Origin of the sequence: Pseudomonas sp. PSB18, assembly GCF_014596565.1 — a bacterium.
In the GTDB taxonomy this organism is placed as follows: Bacteria; Pseudomonadota; Gammaproteobacteria; order Pseudomonadales; family Pseudomonadaceae; genus Aquipseudomonas.
The window spans coordinates 53,495-71,521 of sequence record NZ_NOIN01000008.1 but is presented as its reverse complement, the minus strand read 5'-3'; the positions used below and the strand labels follow the sequence as shown (position 1 = coordinate 71,521).

Genomic DNA, 18,027 nt, shown 5'->3' with positions numbered 1-18,027 from the left:
ACCCATGACGGCCGACGGATTTGCCCATCATGACGTTCCAGTTCTCGAACACAGGAATAAGACCTTGATGAAACACGTCGGTTTTGCAGCCGCTCACTGGGGCATGCTCATCTGGGCAATGCTGATCGCCTCGTCGTTCTTCGCGGCGGCTCAAGTCAGCCACTCGATCGACCCGATTCTGCTCACGGGCTTGCGGCTGCTGTTTTCGGCCTTGCTGTTCCTGCCGCTGGTGCTGCTGAAAAACACCTCGCCCATCACCGCCAGAGGATTGCTGGCCCATGCTGTGCTTGGCCTGTTGCTGGCGACCTATTTTGGCTCGTTGTTCGAGGCGTTGCGTTATACCTCGGCGGTCAATACCGCGACGTTGTACACACTGGTGCCATTGATCACCTTGTTCTTCGAGGTGTTCCTGCTGCCCAGTCCGAACCTCAAGACCCGCCTACTGCCCATGCTGATCGCGGCGGCCGGTGCCGTATTGCTGACGCTCAAGGGTACGGCGCCGGGGCAGATGCCCGCGCTTTATCCGGTACTGGTCTTCGGTGTCGGTTGCGTGGCGATGGCGTTGTACTCGCCTCTTAGCCAACGATTCAAGGCCAAGGCGCTCAAGGGTCGGGATCCGGTGGCGATGACCTTCTGGAACATGCTGTTCGGTTCGCTGTTCCTGCTGCTGTTCTGCCTGTTCAGCGGCGGCTGGCGCAGCGGCCTGCAATTGTCGATGCTGGATATCGGCTGGCTGGTGTACCTGGCCCTGTTCGGTACCCTCGCCACGTTCTGGCTGTTGCACCGGGCCATCGGGGTAATCGCACCGTCCACGGTCATCTCCTACGTCTACCTCAACACCCTGTTCGTGACGCTGCTCAACTGGTTCTGGCTCAGGCAACAACCGATGGCGCTCGAAATCATCGGTGCCGGGCTGGTAGGCGTGGGGATGCTGGCGCTGGTGATTTCAAGCCGTAATGCCAGAACCGTTACGGCTTGAAATCGCCCCAGGCTTTGTACGCCGGCGCGGCGCACACTAGTGCGCCGACGCCGAGCGAGGTGCAACCGGGCTCCAGCTCTCCAGCTCCCGCTCGAGGAAAGCCGCCACCGCCAGCAACCGTTCCTCCTGCCAGTGCGGCCCGACGATCTGGATGCCGATGGGCATTCCCGTGGCGGCATCGGTTCCGGCGCGGATCACCACCGCCGGTGAACCGCTGAGACTGAACGGGAACACGAAGGCATAGCGGTTGCGATCCTCCAGGGATTCTCCATGACGGAACGCAACGTCCGGAAATACCGGGCAGATGAACAGGTCGTGTTGCTTGAAGAATTTCGCCAGTTGATAGCGGAACGTGTCGATCGCGATCCAGTCGCGCTTGACTTCATCCACGGTCAACTCCACGGCTTCGCTCATGTCCAGCAACTGGGCGATGGCCGGGGTGAAACGGCGCTTATTCATCGACTCGAACAGCTGTCGCCAGCCACGCCCGGCGTCGGCACCGGTGATGAACACCCGCCATAGCACGTCGCAAGCCTCCTCGAGCATCGGCGGCGCCACCGGACTCACCTGCGCCACCACTTGGCTCAGGCACCGTTCGACCTGCCGCAACACCTCGCTCACCGCGGCGCTGACAGGCGTGCGGTCCGACTCTGAAAACAGTGCGACCCGCAGGCTGGCCAGCGGCTCGCTTTCGGCAAACGGCACGTCGACGGTGTCCGGATCCTGTCCGTCGGCACCGCTGATCAGCGGCCCGAGCAATGCCAGGTCATCGACGTAGCGCCCCATCACGCCAAAAGCCGAGGTCATGTGGAACAACCCGGAGCGGTCGTTGGGAAACTGGCCGGTCAATGGCACCCGGCCCTGGGTCAGTTTCAAGCCGCAAATGCCGTTGAAGTGCGCGGGTATCCGCACACTGCCACAGGCATCGGAGGCCAGCCCGGCGGGCGAACACCCTGCGGCGATTGCCGCCGCCTCACCACCACTGCTGCCGCCGGCGGAGCGTTGCAAGTCATGGGGATTGAGGGTGCGGCCGTAGATCAGGTTTTCGGTCTCGAAAGCCATGCACAGTTCAGGCACATTACTGATGCCCAGGATGATCGCCCCGGCCTGCCGAAGCCGGGCGACGGCCGTCGCGTCCTGCGGGCTGACATCGCCCAGCAGTTCCTCCAGCCCTCGGGACATCCTGAATCCCTGGACGTGGAGGACGTCCTTGATAGTGATGGGAATACCGTGCAACGGACCGCTGATCTGGCCGATGCGCGCCATCTCGTCGGCTTCGCGGGCCTGGCGCCGCAACTCTTCCACGGGCGCCAGTTGGATCAGTGCGTTGATCTGCCGGTTACGCTCGGCGATCCGCTGCAGATAGAACTCCAGCAACGTGACGCTGGTCAGCACGCCACGTCGCAACAGACCCGCCATCTCCCGCAGGGTCAGCGAGTCGGGATTGAACATATTCACGACGCCTCCTTGCTGCGCAGCCACTTGTTGGGTAACTGGTACATGTTGCGCACCACCAGGGAGAATGCCTTGACCGCCAGCTTCGGCCGCCGGTCGATGGCCTCCAGGGCCTCTTCGATCATGGCCAGGACATGGCGCAACGCATCGGGCGAGATGCTCAACGGTGGATAGAAACGCAGCACCGGACGCTTGGCCTTTTCATTCATCGAATGGCCGGCATGAATGCCGCGCTTGCTCAGCTCCATGCTCATCAAGGCTTCATAGACCGAACCGCGCAAGCGCAGCCCTGTCATCAGGCCCACCCCCGGCACATCCTCGACGATGCGCGGATAGCGCAACGCCAGGCGTTGCAGACCATGGCGCAGCAAACCGCCGTTGATCCGCGACTGCTCCACCAGGTTGTTCTGCTCGATGTAATCGATGGCCGCCAGCGCCGAGGCGCACGCCACCGGATGCCCGCCATTGGTGCGCGTATCGGGCTCGATTTCACTGAGTGGGTATTGGGTCGCCAGGCGCTGGCTGTACATGGCGCAGGCGAACGAGGTGTAGCCGCCGGTCAGGCCCTTGGAGAGGATCATGATGTCGGGCACCACATCGTCATATTGCACGGCGAACCATTTGCCGCAGCGACCGAAACCGGTCTGGATCTCATCCGCCACCAACAAGGTGCCGGTGGCATCGCACAAGGCCCGCAGATTGGCCATGTAGCCCAGCGGCGGCATCTGCAGATGCGCGCCCCCCAGGATCGGTTCGACATACACCGCGCACACGCCCTCGCCGACGGCCTTTTGCAGGGCCGCAAAATCACCGTAGGGCACATGGGTCACGTCGGGCGCTGCGATGCCATAACTGCTGTGATTCTGCCGTTGCCCCAGGATGCTCATCGCCGCCAGGGTCTTGCCGTGGTAGGAGCCGCTCATCACCACGATCCGCCGCCGGTGCGGTTGGATGCGCAACGCATAGCGCAGGCTCTGCTCGATGGCTTCGGCCCCCGAGACCATATACTGCACGTCACCCCACTCCCCCGGCACCAGTTGGCACAGACGCTCGGTCAATTTGTCCTGGAGCGGATGACGCCGGCCCTCCGGTACCCAGGCCATCTGGTTCAACTGCACCTGCACCTGCTCGCGGACCATCGGGTTGCGATGACCGACGATAAACACGCCGTAGCTGCACGCACAGTCGATAAAGCGCTTGCCGGTGTGGTCGGTGACATGAATGCCATCGGTCTGTTGCTCGACGCTGGTCTTGCCCAGGCGATAGAGCTTGGCCGCCGAGGCGCTCCAGTACCGCTGGCAATCATCCAGCAGCTGTTCATGCGGCCTGAGTAAGGACATGGCTTAGGGTCTCCTTGATGATGTTTGCGGCACGTTGAACGTGTTCGGAGCGAGCCGTAATCGGGCACCGCAAGATCAATTCGCGGCCACGGGGCGCACTGACGTAGATGCCTTGTTGGTAAAGTGCCTCGCACAGCACGCTCGGCTGCAGGTCGTCGGCCAACGGCAGGCTGACCCAGCCGCCTTCGGCCACGGCGCCAAACGACGCCAGGGTCTGCGCCAGTCGCTGACCGTTTTCCAGGCAGTGCCGGGGCGAGTCGTTGGCCTGCACATAATCCAGCGCGGCCAGGGCCGCCACACAAGCCATTGGATTGCCGGCCGTGGTGCTGCCATGCTTGGCCGGACTGCTGCGTCCATAGACCTGCCAGGCCATGCGCTCGCTGCAGGTATAGGTGCCGATAGGAATCGCACTGCCCCCCAGCGCGCCACCCAGCACGACAATGTCCGGGATACAGCGATAACGCTGGAAGCCGAACAGCGAGCCCAGGCTACCGAGGCAGGTCTGGGTGTCGACGGCGATCACCGGCACCGAGGCTTGCGCCGCGCGGGCGTGCAAGCGCTCGACCAGGGCCGCCTCGAGCAATTGCAATCGACCGTTCGCATCGAGGCGGGTACTGCTGTGGCAGACCGCGAAGCAATCGCTCCAGTCCACCGAATCCAGGTCCGCGAGCTGACGAATCGCCACGCGCTTGAAGCCCAGGAAATCTTGCACGTCCAGGTCGCCCTGCGCGGTGTTGAGGCAACGCCCGTAGGTCAGCGAGCCGTAATCCCCCCCCTGGATAAACACAATGGTGTTGCCCTTCGGCTTGAGCCCCTTGCATAACTTCAAGGCGCCCTCGAAGGCTTCGTCACCGGAACTGCACACATAGGAACTGACCAACGGCTTAGGCAGCAGCTCAGCCAGACGGCGGCACAAGGCAATCAGCGGTGCAGACATCAGTACCCGGTTGGACAGCCCCATGATCTGCGCCTGGCGAGTGACCGCTTCGATCACCGCCGGCACCTGGAAGCCAAACCCGCCGGTCAGGTCGATGATCTGCCGACCATCGCCGTCGAGGTACGTCTCGTACTGCCCGCCAGTAATATATTTATCGTTCTTCATGGCACCCTCTCAGCGATAGCTCAGGGCATTGAAAATGCGCCGACGCTCATCGACGATGGTTTCACGACCGTGCATGACCCGACGGTTATCGATCATCACCACGTCGTGGTCACGCCAACCCACCGGAACGGTGTACTGGGCGGAGACTTCGGCGATTTCAGCCAGGAAGCCGGCGGGAATCACCTGCCCGTCCACCGTATCGATCACCGGCGCCTCGTAGTTGAACGAAGGCCCCAGGATGCTGTTGGCAAACGCCGGGCGCTGGCTGAAGGCGGAAGTGAGGATCGCCGACGTGCTGAAGGCGTAGTGCATCGAATCATCGGCCGGGTTGAAGGAAATCTGCGTCTGCGGGTCATTGCCAATGATCTGCAACAGATCCTCGATGACCACATCGGCCGGGTTCGACAGGGTCGGCGAATAATGGCAGACCAGCCGGCGCCACTTTTCCCCCGCCACGGTGCGGCTGTAGCGGATAGGGTTGTTTTCGAAGAAGCTGCGGCAGCCCGGAGACAGCCTCGCTAGCACTTTCTCACCGTCGCAGATCGTGGTTTGCGAACCCTTGCGCGGCGCCTCCTGGCAATAGAACCAGGTCATGTCCGGCCAGAACGGCGAATTGCCGTTTTCGCAATGCAGGCCGACCGCCTGATGCCCGGCATCCACCAACTGCGCCGCACCACCGACCATGACCCGCGCCGGATCCAGGCTCAGCCGGGAACTGTTTTGCTTGACGTAGGCGCTGAACGCCTCGGCGCTGTGGATGCAATTGCGAAACAGCACGACACCGTAGTGTCCCAGCAGCTCATACAACTCCGCCTTGCCCAGGCTGGCGAAGTGGTGCGACTCGACGATGGAGACGTCCGGGGTTTCAAAGTGAAAGGCAGGTGTGCTCATTAGATGCGTTCCCTTGCAGAGTGGAAAAAACAGTGGCGATATCGGCGCGTTTCGGTCGTCCGGTAACGGTGTAAAGCTGCTCGATCAACGGATCGTCCTTGGTCAACAACCAGAGCCGGTTCGGTCGTTCGATGTCGGAGAAGCGGCCGGTCGACCAGCTAATCAGTTCATCCCCGGCCGGCGTCGACTCGACACACAGCAACGCCACCAGACCGTGTTGCTCATCGAAGAACACCGCGGCGTCGTTCACGCCCGGGTATTTGCGATACTCCAGCTCGACCTGCTCGGGGCTGACATTGCGGCCGTTGGGCAGGCAGATCACGTTCTTCTTGCGGCCATGCACGTAGAGGTAGCCGTCTTCGTCGAGCATCCCCAGATCCCCGGTGTCCATCCAGCCGTCTCCCGACATGGAGCACGCACTGGGGTCCGTCCCCGAATAACCGCTGAACAGCGAGCTACTCTTGACCTCGATGGTCTGGTCGGCGCCGATCCGTACCTGGACATGGGGCAGCGGCTTGCCGACACTGCCCAGGCGTTGCTCTTCGAAAGTGTTCACGCTGACCACCGAGGCGTTTTCCGACAGTCCGTAGCCCTGGTACACCTCGATGCCTTGCTCGGCCAGATCGTGCAGGGCATCGATACTCACCGCCGCGCCGCCGCAGGTGATGTGAGCCCCGGACTTCAGGTAACTCGCCAGCCGCTCCCCCGCCTCGCCGCCATCGTTCAACTGCTCCAGGAAGCGATTGATCATGACCGGCGGCACCGTCAGGGCCGTCGGCTGGACCTGCAGGATCCAGTCGACCAGACGCTGCGGCGAAGCCCCGGGTTCGCCGAGCAATGCTTCGCTGGGCGGCAGGAAATGCACGGTCCCACCGGTCAGGAGCGGCAGGTACGCGGCGGTCACCTGTTCAAGCAGCAGGCTCAATGGGACCAACGACAGATACCGACGATGGGCATTGACCGGCATGCGCTCGCGCAACGACGTCAGCACCGCGCCAACCGCCTGATTGCTCAAGCGCACGCCTTTCGGCCGGCTGGTGGTACCCGAGGTGTGAATGATCTTGCAGATCCAGTCGCCCTCGCCGTCCGGAGTGTGCAGCAGGGGCTGCTCGATCACCGACTCGCTGAGGCGGCGCAGGCGGCTGTCGGGAAAATTCAGTTTCCAGCGTTGCGCCAGTGTCCGCTGCCCTGCGGCATCCACCAGAAACCCGTCGCAACGCTCGGCCAGATGCTCGGCCTGTGATTGACTGAACGCCAACGGCAACGGCAGCGCGGTAATCCCGGCAAACAGGCACGCCAGGTCGGCCACCAGCCAGTCGCTGCTGTTGCGCGTCGCGATCCCCAACACCACCTGATCGCCGTGGGCCGGCGTGGTGAAACGTCGTTGCAACTCGGCAGCCAGATTGAGCGCCCGGTGTTCCAGTTCGCCGTAGGTCAGCGCCACAGACTCGGTGCCCGACGTCCAGTCAACCGCGCAGACCGCCTGGCGGTTGACCTGCAGTGCCTGTTTCAACAGATTGATAAAACCACCGCTCATGGCTGCGCCCTCGCCAGGGTTTCACCGGGCAACTGCGTGAACGAGGTACTGAGCGTCATGGCGGCGAAACGTGAGCGCTTCGGATCGACCCGGATGAAACCGGTAACCGGCTTCTTGGCGTAATAGCTTCCCCAGTTCTTGCCGCCATCATCGGCCAGCCGGGTGGGGTCAGCGGTCAACAGCGGCTCGAAATCGATCTGGCAACTTTCCATCATTTGCCGGACCCGAGGCGTAACAGTGCACAACAGGTAATGCCCACCCATGCACCAGGACAACAACGGAATCATATTAACGAGAATCATTCCCGCCGTGAGATGATGGGAAATCAGATTGCCAATCTCGACAATGTTCGAACGCTCGATGGTTTTCTCGAAACGCTGGGACAGAATCTCTTCAATCGGCTGTGTCAGGTATTGCTCGGAAAACAGAACGCGGTGATCCGCAAAGGTAATACCGGCACACGCAAGTATACGATCGGCCTGATCCTGAGTGACCGCAAAGTATTGTGGATTCGGTTCTACCGAAGCCGCGTAAGAACTTCGAAACTTGTCTTTTACTACCTCAGTAGCCTGTACCCATAATGGCGTTTTAGTTTCCGCGACACGTATTTGCATTTTCGTCCTCCTCCGTCCCTGTGCAGGATGTCTTTAAAAGCGAGGCGAGCATATTTAAGAAAATTCCTACAAGCCATTTAAAAAATAAATTGCATCCGCTAATATATAAATAAACGTCTTTGTCATAAAAACCAGAGACGCTAGCCCATGGATTGCGCCAAGAAGGATCTTATGCTCAATAGTAATTTGCTTAGAAAGCTGGACATGCAGGACTTGATGGTGTTCGTCTCGGTGTACGAGCAGAGCAGCGTCACAGAGGTCTCCGAGGCCCTCTGTGTCAGCCAGTCAACCGTGAGCTATTGCTTGAAGAAGCTGCGCACCAGCTTCGAAGATGAACTATTCATTAATACTCGCAGTGGCATGCGTCCTACCAATAAAGCCACCGCCATGTACAGTCATATCGTCAAGATTCTTCAGACTATCAATATTTGCCATTCCGGCATTCAGACCTTCGACCCCACACAGAAAGAAATAACGTTCAATATTTGCGCGCCAGAATACTTTGAGTTATTGATCCTGCCCAAGTTAGTCAAGCGTTTTATTGGCAGCCAATTTCCCGTCATCATCAATATAACGAAATTTCACAAAGATATTCCCGTTGACGAACTGACGGACGGCCGTTTCGATCTAGTGATTTGTTTCGGTCCCAACTTTCATCGCAGCGCCAAAGGCTTGCGCTCACAAGTATTACTTGAAGATGAATTGGTCTGTGTAGTCGACAGAAACGCCAACTTGCCGGACGAGGCCCTCAGCCTGGAAATATTCGTAGCGTGCCAGCATGTTTTCCCGACCCCCTGGACCTCCGACACCAACATGATTGATGGCTGGCTGGCCCGACAGGGCTATAGCCGGCAGATCGTCGCCCGAGCCAACAGCTACGTGGCCGCGCTCAATATGGTCACCGGGACCGACTTCGTGCTGACCCTGCCACGACGCATTCAGGCACTGACCTGCGACGAGAGCAAATTCAGCCATCGCAAGCCACCGGCCGGATTACCGAACTTTACGCTGGATATGATGTGGAGCGAGAAACCCGGCCAGGATAATGCCAACGTCTGGTTTCGCGAGCAGATCGTGAAGGTCTGTGCTGAGGACGGCTTGCTCTAAGCCGCCAGGGAACCACGCCTATCCCCTTGCGTGGTTCCCTGGCTTGCCGGCCCGGGATTTTCCTACAGGCAAAAAAAAATCCGGAAATCCTCACTTTCGTGGGCCTTCCAGACTTTTAAAACAGCAAAAATGGTGGGTCGTGTGGGATTCGAACCTACGACCAATTGGTTAAAAGCCAACTGCTCTACCAACTGAGCTAACGACCCGCTGTGTGGTGGCGCGTATAATACTGATTTCTAAGGACTATTCAACACCTAATTTGAAATAAATCAAAAATAAGGGGTTGGATCGCTCACACCCGCCGCGGCGAAGCCTTCGGCACGCAGGCGGCAGCTGTCGCATTTGCCACAGGCGCGGCCCTGATCGTCGGCCTGGTAGCAAGAAACGGTCAGTCCATAGTTCACACCGAGCTTCACACCGGCCCTGACGATATCGGCCTTGCTGAGATTTTGCAGCGGCGCCTGGATGCGAAAGCCTTGCCCTTCCACGCCGGCCTTCGTCGCCAGGTTGGCCATGCGCTCGAAGGCTTCGACGAACTCGGGACGGCAGTCCGGGTAGCCGGAGTAATCCACCGCATTGACGCCGATGAAAATATCACGGGCTTCCAGCACCTCGGCCCAACCCAGCGCCAAGGACAGGAATACCGTGTTACGCGCCGGCACGTAGGTTACCGGTATGCCTTCACTCGGAGCTTCGGGTACAGCGATGGAGCTGTCGGTTAGGGCCGAACCACCGATGCCATTGAGGTTCAGGCCAATTACCTTGTGCTCCACCACGCCCAGATCCCGAGCCACTCGTTCGGCAGCGTGCAGTTCAGCGCGGTGACGCTGGCCGTAATCGAAACTCATGGTGTAGCAGCGATAACCTTCGGCACGCGCCATGGCCACGACCGTGGCCGAATCCAAGCCGCCGGACAACAGGATGACCGCTCGTTTTTCTGCAATATTCGTCTGCTCAGTCATATCAGCGCCCCGGCTCGTCATTCCAAAGATATTTGTGCAGCTGCAATTGCAGGCGCACCGGCAGGTTATCCGCCACCACCCAGTCCGCCAGATCCCGCGCGTTCAAGTCGTGATGACTTGGCGACACCAGGACCTCACCGGCTCGCTTGTCGAGCCCATACTGGATCAGCTTGGACACGGCCCAGTCGTAATCTTCCCGCGAACAGATAACGAACTTGACCTGATCGTTGGGCGTCAGCAGTTCGATGTTCTCGTAGCGGTTACGATGCGCTTCCTTGGATCCTGGCGTTTTCAGGTCCACCACGCGACTGACACGCGGGTCGACGGCCGAGATATCCAAGGCGCCGCTGGTTTCCAGCGACACTTCATAACCGGCATCACACAGCTGCTTGAGCAAGGGAATGGCATTGGGTTGTGCCAGTGGCTCGCCACCTGTGACGCAAACGTAGCGCGGGCGATAGCCGGCCACTTGCTCGAGGATGTCGTCCAGGGTTCGCAGGGTGCCGCCGCTGAAGGCATAGGCACTGTCGCAGTATTGGCAACGCAACGGGCAACCGGTGAGGCGCACAAATACTGTGGGCAGCCCGGCCGTTCGCGTTTCACCCTGCAACGAGTAAAAAACTTCGGTGATTCTCAATGTGTCTTGCATAGTCGCCACGGGCGTAACAGCTAAACAGGCCGTCCGCCTCCGTCAGGCACTTCAAGGAACCCCGCCATCGCGCAGGCTCCAAAAAGCGTGTTTCAGAAAAAAGGGCGTGAATTCTAACGAAAAAACCCGCGACAGGCGCGGGTTTCTTCATTACAGGGTCAAACCGGCTTACATGCGCTGCAGATCGCGCTGGGCCAACTGGGCGGCAGAAGTCCCCGGATATTGGGAGACCACCTGCTGCAGAATGCCTTTGACCTTGTCGGTATGACCAAGGCGGCGCTCTACATCAGCGAGCTTGTACAGCGAATCCGGCACTTTGGCATGCTTGGGATACAGCTGGGAAACCTTGGCGAATGCCTGTCCGGCACCCTGCAGGTCGCCCTTGGCCAGGTTCACTTCACCCAACCAGTATTGGGCATTGCCCGCGTACTGGCTGTTTGGGTATTTGCGCAGGAAAGCGGCAAAGGCCTGGCTGGCCTTGTCGAAATCCTTGGCCTTGATCAGGTCGAAGGCAGCATCGTAATAAAGCTTTTCCTTCGCCGGATCAGCCGGTTCGCCACTGGCGGCAGGGGCTGGAGCGCTTGCCCCTGCACCCGCGCCTGCGGCTGCGCCAGGGGCGTTCAAGTCGCCACCGGCAGGAGAATTCTCAGGAGTCGCGGCAGGTGCAGCACCGCTTCCTATGCGCCGATCAAGATCCTGGTAACGTTCCAGGTTTTCCTGCTTCATGCGCGATACTTCGTTTTGCAGAACTTCAATCGCGCCTTGTTGGCGTGAAAGCTGATCCTGCATTTGCTGCAGTTGGTTGAACAGCTCGCCCTGTGCCGAGACAGGGGCCGAAACCCCTCCCCCGGCATAGGCGCCGTTCGTACCGTAACCTGCAGGCGGATAACTGCTCCCGCTATTGTTATAGCCGGCATCGTTATCGACCACAGGAACCGCAGCCCACACCGCAAGCGGTGCGAGACTGAGAGCCAGAACAGTTACAGCACGACGGCACGTTCGCATGACGAATCAGTTCTTACGCAGTTCGACGCGACGGTTTTGAGCCCAGGACTGCTCGTCGTTGCCGGTAGCAACTGGACGCTCTTCGCCGTAGGAAACCAGTTCCAGCTGAGCTGGGGAAACACCTTGCAGTACCAGGTAGCGTTGAACGGCTTTCGCACGACGCTCGCCCAGTGCCATGTTGTACTCACGAGTACCACGTTCGTCGGTGTTGCCTTCCAGAACAACGCGAGCGCCGTTTGCTTTCAGGTCTTTGGCGTGAACGTCCAGAGCGCGCATGGCTTCTGGCTTCAGGTCCGAGCTGTCGTATTCGAAGTAGAAGGTGGTGATTGCGCGCAGAGCAGCTTCTTCGCTCATGGAGCCGTCAACTGCACCGGTGTTAGCGCCGTAACCAGCGTTTGGATCAACAGCGCCTTCACCGGCGTTGTCGCCGCCTTTGGACGAGCAACCTACAGCTACAGCCATGGCCAGAGCCAGCGCAGCAAATTTACCAAACTTCAGCATTTCCATCGTGAAACTCCTAATGAACCCCAGTGTGTTAAGTAAAACGTATTGCGCCGCGTCAGTTCAGGTAAGGGGACCAGGACGGTTCTCTGACTTCGCCTTGAGCGGTAGGAAGCGGGAGCCTCACGCGTCCATTAATGGACACGAGCATCAAGACTCCCCGGCCCTGCTGGCGGGTGGCGTAGATTACCATGGTGCCGTTGGGCGCAACAGTAGGTGACTCGTCCAGAGTGCTATCAGTGAGGATTTTTACGCTACCGCGCTGCATATCCTGGGCTGCCACCTTGAAATTGGTGAAACCGTCCTGGCGATGGATCATCACCAGGGTCTTCTCGTCCGCCGACAATTTAGGGTTGGCGTTGTAGTTACCGACGAAGGTCACGCGCTCGGCACCGCCGCCACCGGCACTGGTCTTGTAGATCTGCGGCTTGCCACCACGGTCGGAGGTGAAGTAGATGGTCGAGCCATCCTTGCCCCAGAACGGTTCAGTGTTGATGCCCGGGCCGTTGGTGACACGGGAGATCGAACGCGAGGCCAGGTTCATCACATAGATGTCCGGGTTACCGTCCTTGGACAGCACGAACGCCAGGCGGTTACCGTCCGGCGACCAGGCTGGCGCGCCATTCAGGCCTTCGAAGTTGGTGATCTGCTCGCGGCGACCGGTGTCGATGTGCTGCACGAAGATGCGCGGACGCTTCTGCTCGAACGACACATAGGCGATGCGCTTGCCATCGGGAGCGAAACGCGGCGATAGGATCGGCTCGCGCGATTGCAGCAGGGTGACCGCGCGGGCGCCGTCGTAGTCGGAGCGCTGCAGGGTGTAGCGGGTGTTTTTCTCGGAGAAACGTTCGGCCGTCACGTAGAGCATGCGGGTAGAGAATGCACCCTTGATACCGGTGAGTTTCTCGAACGACTGGTCGGAGATGTAGTGCGCCATGTCACGCAGTTGATCAGTGCTGCCCGACACGCTGCCGGTCAACACCTGCTGCTCGGTGGCGACGTTGAACAGGGCGTATTGCACCTGCAGGCGGCCGCCGGCCGGAACGATGCTGCCGACCATGATGTACTGGGCGCCCAGGGCCTTCCAGTCACGGTAGATGACTTCGCTGGCCTGGGTGGGCAGGCTGATCATGTTCTGCTTCGGAATCGGCGCGTAGTAACCCGAGTTGCGCAGGTCGTTGCCGATGATTTCCGCCATATCGTCCGGCAGGACGCTACCGCCCTGCCAGCCGAACGGTACGACGGCGATCGGGGTCGCCCGATCGCTGCCGCTGGTGACCAGAATGTTCTTTTCCTCTGCCACCGCTATCCCTGCCAGGCAGCAGATAACGACAAGCATTCCTCGAAGAAGGTTTCTCACAAGGCTAGATCCTCAGGTGTGAATGTCATCTTGAATGAACGATAGGGAGCGAAATCGCTCGACTTCATTCCTTGCATTTCCGTCAATCGTCCAATGTTCTTGACCGCTGCAACCGCCGAAGCATCGAAAGGTCCGTCGCCGCTGGATTTGGCCACGCTGACCGAGGCCACCGTACCGTCCGGCAACATGCCGATCTGCAATACCACCGTCATGCCTTGGCGCGCCGAAGGTGGACGAGCCCAACCCTCTGCCGCCCGGGCACGAATCAGATCATCGAAGCTACCGGCGACTTCATCGCCTTGCTCATCGGCCAAGGCCTGCTGGCGCTGCGGCGTGTCGGAAAGCAGGTCTGCCAAGGCCTGGGCCTTCTTCTCTTCGGCAGATTTGCGCGCTGCGTCCTGGGCCTTTTTCTTGGCGGCGTCGGCGGCGGCTTTCTTCTTCGCGTCTTCGGCGACTTTCTTTTTCGCCTCGTCAGCTTCAGCTTTCTTCTTGGCGTCTTCGGCCGCTTTCTTCTTCGCGTCCTCGACAATCTTCTTCTTGGCCTCTTCGGCGGCCGCTTTCTTGGCCTCTTCCTCAGCGGCTTTCTTGGCTTCTTCTTCGGCTTTCTTCTTGGCTATATCAGCCAATTGTTTCTCTTCTGCCTTCTTGGCCTCGGCTTTTTTCGCCTCATCGGCTTTCTTGGCCTCTTCAGCTTTCTTCGCCTCGTCGGCCTTCTTCGCTTCTTCGGCCTTTTGAGCGGCTTCCTCTTTCTTTTGTTCCGCTGCCTTTATCGCTTCCTGCTCGACCTTCTTCTGCTCCATCTGCTCGACTTCAGTCTGCCGCGCAGCGGACTTCTTCGCCTCACCGGCCAGTTTCTGGTTGGTCTGCGTGGTGGCCTGGCTCTTCGACTTGAGCTGATAAAGGGTCGCCTGCACGATCGGCTTGGCCGGCGGCAGCTCCGGCGTCATGGCAAAACTGACGAACAACATGCCGAATACCAGCACATGCAGGCCGATTGCCAGGACGCTGGGCCAGAAGTAGCTTTCCGAGGCGGACGGCTCTCGCTGTTGCTGCATCAGGGCGCCTCGGTGATCAAGCCAACATTACCGACCCCGGCTTTCTGCAGACCGCCCATAGCGCCCATCACGGCACCGTAGTCGACGGTCTTGTCACCGCGAATGAAGACCTGGGTGCGCTTGCCGGCATCGTTGCCGACACGAATGATCTTGGTCACCGCATCGGTCATCTGGGGCAGGGTCATGGCCCGGTCCTGCTGCTTCTCGGTATCGACTTCGCTGCCAAGGTTCCAGTAATAGGTCTTGTCAGCCTTGATCGAAATGGTCAGGACCTGGGTGTTGTTGTCCTGCGGCAAGGCTTCGCTGGAAACCTTGGGCAGATCAACCTTCACGCCCTGATTGAGCATCGGCGCGGTCACCATGAAGATGACCAGCAGCACCAGCATCACGTCGATGTAGGGCACTACGTTCATCTCGGCAACCGGCTTGCGCTTGTTTCGGGCTCGAGCGATTAAAGCCATCGGGAAATACCTGCTTATTCTTCGCTGGTGTGCACTTTGCGGTGCAGGATCGCCTGGAACTCATCGGCGAAGGTGTAGTAACGGCTGATCAGCGTCTCGCTGCGGGCAGCGAAGCGGTTGTAGGCGATAACGGCCGGGATGGCCGCGAACAAGCCAATGGCGGTGGCGACCAGGGCCTCGGCGATACCCGGAGCCACGGTGGCCAGGGTCGCCTGCTGGGCAGAGGCCAGGCCACGGAAGGAGTTCATGATCCCCCACACGGTACCGAACAGGCCGATGTACGGGCTGACAGAACCGACGGTGGCCAGGAACGGCAGGCTCTGCTCGAGTTTTTCTTCCTCACGGGAAATGGCGACACGCATGGCACGGGCCACGCCTTCCATCACCGCCTCAGGGTCGACGCCCGGCTGCTGGCGCAAACGGGAGAACTCCTTGAAGCCGGCACGGAAGATCTGCTCCACGCCCGAATCCGGATCCGGGTTGCTGCCCGCCTGGCGGTACAGCTTGGACAGGTCGATACCCGACCAGAAGCGCTCTTCAAAGCTCTCCAGGGCACGACGACCGGCGCGCAGCAGGTTGCTGCGCTGAAAAATCATGATCCATGAGGTCACCGATGCGGCTACCAGGGTCAGCATTACCAGTTGCACCACGACGCTGGCATTGCTGACCAGGCTCCACATGGAGGTATGGTCGACGACGTTAGCTTCCACGCTTTATCTCCTGCTCTGAGTGTGTACCCGCGCCGCTCACGCCGGCAAAGGCCGCACGTAGAGCTTCGGGAATGGCCCGGGGTTTCAAACTATGGGTGCGCACACAGGCCACCAAAAACTGCCCTTCACAGAGCAGCGCATTATCCGCAGCCCGCCTGACTTGCTGCTTGAAGCGCAGGCTGACACGGTTCAACTCGATGACATCGGCACTTACCAGAAGCTCGTCGTCCAGTCGCGCCGGCGCGTGGTAACGCGCTTCGCTGGAATGCACGACGAATAACAGATCCTCCCCTGCCAGCGCGGATTGGGCGAAACCCAGTTCCCGCAGCCGTTCGGTTCGAGCCCGTTCCATAAACTTGAGGTAATTGACGTAGTAAACGATGCCGCCGGCATCGGTGTCCTCGTAATAAACGCGACAGCGATGTGCGAACGACTCCAGCCCGTTTTGCGCGCGCATACTCTAGTGCTTACTCCTCGGGTTGCCAATCGGCGGCAACTGTTTTTTCATTCTCGAGTGCATAGACGCTCCGGACGTCGTCTGGGACAGCACAATCCGGAAAAAAGTCGCTGCACAAAAGTCGTTCAATCGTCCACGGCATCGAGGAATTCGTCTACCACCGGCATCTCACCCATTCGTGTCGGGATGTTTAAGCCGAAGTGCAGGTAGGCATGGCGTGTCACCACCCGTCCGCGCGGGGTGCGCATGATATAGCCCTGCTGGATCAGGTACGGCTCCAGTACATCTTCGATGGTATGGCGCTCTTCGCTGATGGCCGCGGCCAGGCTGTCCACGCCCACCGGACCACCGTCGAACTTCTCGATCATGGTCAGCAGCAGGCGCCGGTCCTGATGGTCGAAACCACGCTCGTCGATGTCCAGCAGGTTCAACGCCAGGTCGGCAATCGGCTTGGTGATGTGGCCCTTGGCCCGGACCTCGGCAAAATCCCGGACCCGACGCAGCAGCCGGTTGGCGATCCGCGGCGTACCCCGGGCCCGACGCGCCACTTCATAGGCACCCTCCGGGTCCAGCGGCAGCCCGAGAATGCCCGCCGAACGGCTGACGATCGTAGCCAGGTCCGCGTTGCTGTAGAACTCCAGGCGCTGGACGATGCCGAAACGGTCGCGCAGCGGGTTGGTGAGCATGCCGGCGCGGGTGGTAGCACCCACCAGGGTGAAGGGCGGCAGGTCCAGTTTGATGGAACGCGCCGCCGGGCCTTCGCCGATCATGATGTCGAGCTGGAAATCTTCCATAGCCGGATACAGCACTTCCTCGACGATCGGCGACAGCCGATGGATTTCGTCGATGAACAGCACGTCGTGTGGCTCTAGGTTGGTCAACAATGCCGCCAGGTCACCCGGACGCTCGAGGACCGGACCGGAGGTGCTCTTGATCGACACGCCCATTTCCTGGGCGATGATGTTGGCCAGGGTCGTCTTGCCCAAGCCCGGCGGACCGAAGATCAAGGTGTGATCCAGCGACTCGCTACGCCCCCGAGCCGCCTGGATGAACAACTCCATCTGCTCGCGCACGGTCGGTTGGCCGATGTAGTCGGCCAGGCTGACGGGGCGAATCGCACGGTCCTGGACTTCCTCGCGGTCACGGGGCGCACCCGTGGCGGCGATCAGACGGTCAGCTTCAATCACTTAGATCATTCCCTTCAGGGCACGACGAATCATGTCTTCAGTACTCAAGCCTTTTTCCTTGATGGCGGAAATCGCCTTGCTGGCTTCCTGCGGCTTGTAGCCCAGGGAGATCAGCGCAGTGACCGCGTCGTTCTCGGCGCTGGCCGCTGGCACCGGCGCATCCGGCTGGTTCGGCACCAGCGCGAACATGGCCGGCACTGCCTCCCAGGCCTTGAAGCGGTCCTTGAGTTCCACCAGCAGGCGTTCGGCGGTTTTCTTGCCGACACCAGGCACCTTGGTCAGGGCCGACGTGTCCTGGGATTGCACGCAACGCACCAGTTCGTCGACTTCCAGGCTCGACATCAAGGCCAGGGCCAGTTTCGGGCCGACGCCATTGAGGCGAATCAACTCACGGAAAAAATCCCGCTCACGCTTGCCGACAAAGCCATAGAGTAACTGCGCATCCTCGCGCACGACCAAATGGGTGTGCAACGTCAGCGGCTCACCGACCGACGGCAAGCGATACAGCGTGGTCATGGGCACTTCCAGCTCATAGCCCAGGCCATTTACATCCAGAATCAGGTGCGGCGGCTGTTTTTCAGCCAGGGTGCCGCGCAAGCGTCCAATCACGTTTCAGATCCTTGGGCGTTGGCCAGCCGCTGGCTGGCGAATAACA

The 18,027-nt window shown here is 60.1% G+C and carries 19 protein-coding genes and 1 tRNA gene; 2 read left to right on the top strand and 18 right to left on the bottom strand.

The features are described from left to right. The first annotated feature begins 67 nt into the window (after window positions 1–67). Complete coding sequence (locus CGA22_RS19155) at window positions 68–979, top strand: DMT family transporter (protein ID WP_041021779.1); 912 nt, start codon at window positions 68–70, stop codon at window positions 977–979. Between the two features lie 36 nt (window positions 980–1,015). On the opposite strand, the gene CGA22_RS19150 is transcribed toward CGA22_RS19155, so the two are convergent. The 6 genes from CGA22_RS19150 to CGA22_RS19125 are packed head-to-tail and all read right to left on the bottom strand — an operon-like array spanning window position 1,016 to window position 7,918. Then, window positions 1,016–2,431 carry an amidase gene (locus tag CGA22_RS19150; protein WP_041021780.1) on the bottom strand — a complete coding sequence of 472 codons (1,416 nt, stop codon included), beginning with the start codon at window positions 2,429–2,431 and terminating at the stop codon, window positions 1,016–1,018. 2 nt (window positions 2,432–2,433) lie between these two features. Further along, window positions 2,434–3,774, bottom strand: a complete 1,341-nt coding sequence (locus CGA22_RS19145; RefSeq protein ID WP_041021781.1) for an aspartate aminotransferase family protein — start codon at window positions 3,772–3,774, stop codon at window positions 2,434–2,436. Further along, a complete protein-coding gene (locus CGA22_RS19140; RefSeq protein WP_041021782.1) occupies window positions 3,752–4,876 on the bottom strand; it encodes an aminotransferase class III-fold pyridoxal phosphate-dependent enzyme in 1,125 nt (374 codons plus the stop codon). The genes CGA22_RS19145 and CGA22_RS19140 overlap by 23 nt, the downstream gene beginning before the upstream one ends. Window positions 4,877–4,885: 9 nt before the next feature. Continuing rightward, the gene (locus CGA22_RS19135) at window positions 4,886–5,767 is read right to left on the bottom strand and encodes a TauD/TfdA family dioxygenase (protein ID WP_041021783.1); all 882 of its coding nucleotides are present in this window, start codon (window positions 5,765–5,767) and stop codon (window positions 4,886–4,888) included. Then, window positions 5,742–7,304: an AMP-binding protein gene (locus tag CGA22_RS19130; RefSeq protein WP_041021784.1), complete on the bottom strand. Its 1,563-nt coding sequence runs from the start codon at window positions 7,302–7,304 to the stop codon at window positions 5,742–5,744. Before CGA22_RS19130 ends, CGA22_RS19135 begins: the two co-directional genes overlap by 26 nt. Continuing rightward, window positions 7,301–7,918 (bottom strand): thermostable hemolysin, encoded by a 618-nt coding sequence (locus CGA22_RS19125; protein WP_041021785.1) that lies wholly within the window; start codon window positions 7,916–7,918, stop codon window positions 7,301–7,303. Before CGA22_RS19125 ends, CGA22_RS19130 begins: the two co-directional genes overlap by 4 nt. Before the next feature lie 171 nt (window positions 7,919–8,089). Between CGA22_RS19125 and CGA22_RS19120 the strand changes: the two genes are divergently transcribed. Next, window positions 8,090–9,025: a LysR family transcriptional regulator gene (locus tag CGA22_RS19120; RefSeq protein WP_041021789.1), complete on the top strand. Its 936-nt coding sequence runs from the start codon at window positions 8,090–8,092 to the stop codon at window positions 9,023–9,025. A gap of 130 nt (window positions 9,026–9,155) precedes the next feature. Here CGA22_RS19120 and CGA22_RS19115 read toward each other — a convergent pair. The 12 genes from CGA22_RS19115 to ruvA all read right to left on the bottom strand — a co-directional run bounded on the left by CGA22_RS19115 (window position 9,156) and on the right by ruvA (window position 17,981). Then, a tRNA-Lys gene (locus CGA22_RS19115) sits at window positions 9,156–9,231 on the bottom strand. A gap of 63 nt (window positions 9,232–9,294) precedes the next feature. Further along, window positions 9,295–9,969: a 7-cyano-7-deazaguanine synthase QueC gene (queC, locus tag CGA22_RS19110; protein WP_177329238.1), complete on the bottom strand. Its 675-nt coding sequence runs from the start codon at window positions 9,967–9,969 to the stop codon at window positions 9,295–9,297. Between the two features lie 19 nt (window positions 9,970–9,988). Then, entirely contained in the window at window positions 9,989–10,636 is a 648-nt protein-coding gene (gene queE, locus CGA22_RS19105) for a 7-carboxy-7-deazaguanine synthase QueE (protein ID WP_041021787.1), read from the bottom strand. Window positions 10,637–10,804: 168 nt separating this feature from the next. Next, complete coding sequence (gene ybgF, locus CGA22_RS19100; RefSeq protein ID WP_041021788.1) at window positions 10,805–11,641, bottom strand: tol-pal system protein YbgF; 837 nt, start codon at window positions 11,639–11,641, stop codon at window positions 10,805–10,807. 6 nt (window positions 11,642–11,647) lie between these two features. Continuing rightward, a complete protein-coding gene (gene pal / locus CGA22_RS19095; RefSeq protein ID WP_024779460.1) occupies window positions 11,648–12,148 on the bottom strand; it encodes a peptidoglycan-associated lipoprotein Pal in 501 nt (166 codons plus the stop codon). A 52-nt stretch (window positions 12,149–12,200) separates the two neighbouring features. Continuing rightward, window positions 12,201–13,502 (bottom strand): Tol-Pal system beta propeller repeat protein TolB, encoded by a 1,302-nt coding sequence (gene tolB, locus CGA22_RS19090; protein ID WP_041021168.1) that lies wholly within the window; start codon window positions 13,500–13,502, stop codon window positions 12,201–12,203. Continuing rightward, the gene (gene tolA, locus CGA22_RS19085; RefSeq protein WP_041021169.1) at window positions 13,499–14,557 is read right to left on the bottom strand and encodes a cell envelope integrity protein TolA; all 1,059 of its coding nucleotides are present in this window, start codon (window positions 14,555–14,557) and stop codon (window positions 13,499–13,501) included. The genes tolB and tolA overlap by 4 nt, the downstream gene beginning before the upstream one ends. Further along, window positions 14,557–15,009 (bottom strand): protein TolR, encoded by a 453-nt coding sequence (tolR, locus tag CGA22_RS19080; RefSeq protein WP_161796096.1) that lies wholly within the window; start codon window positions 15,007–15,009, stop codon window positions 14,557–14,559. The genes tolA and tolR overlap by 1 nt, the downstream gene beginning before the upstream one ends. A gap of 23 nt (window positions 15,010–15,032) precedes the next feature. Then, window positions 15,033–15,728 carry a protein TolQ gene (gene tolQ, locus CGA22_RS19075; RefSeq protein ID WP_024779457.1) on the bottom strand — a complete coding sequence of 232 codons (696 nt, stop codon included), beginning with the start codon at window positions 15,726–15,728 and terminating at the stop codon, window positions 15,033–15,035. Next, on the bottom strand, window positions 15,718–16,185 hold the full coding sequence (ybgC, locus tag CGA22_RS19070; protein WP_041023876.1) for a tol-pal system-associated acyl-CoA thioesterase: 468 nt from the start codon (window positions 16,183–16,185) through the stop codon (window positions 15,718–15,720). The genes tolQ and ybgC overlap by 11 nt, the downstream gene beginning before the upstream one ends. 125 nt (window positions 16,186–16,310) lie before the next feature. After that, window positions 16,311–17,372: a Holliday junction branch migration DNA helicase RuvB gene (gene ruvB, locus CGA22_RS19065; protein ID WP_041023877.1), complete on the bottom strand. Its 1,062-nt coding sequence runs from the start codon at window positions 17,370–17,372 to the stop codon at window positions 16,311–16,313. Continuing rightward, complete coding sequence (gene ruvA, locus CGA22_RS19060; protein WP_024779454.1) at window positions 17,373–17,981, bottom strand: Holliday junction branch migration protein RuvA; 609 nt, start codon at window positions 17,979–17,981, stop codon at window positions 17,373–17,375. It lies immediately after the preceding gene. Window positions 17,982–18,027: the final 46 nt, after the last annotated feature.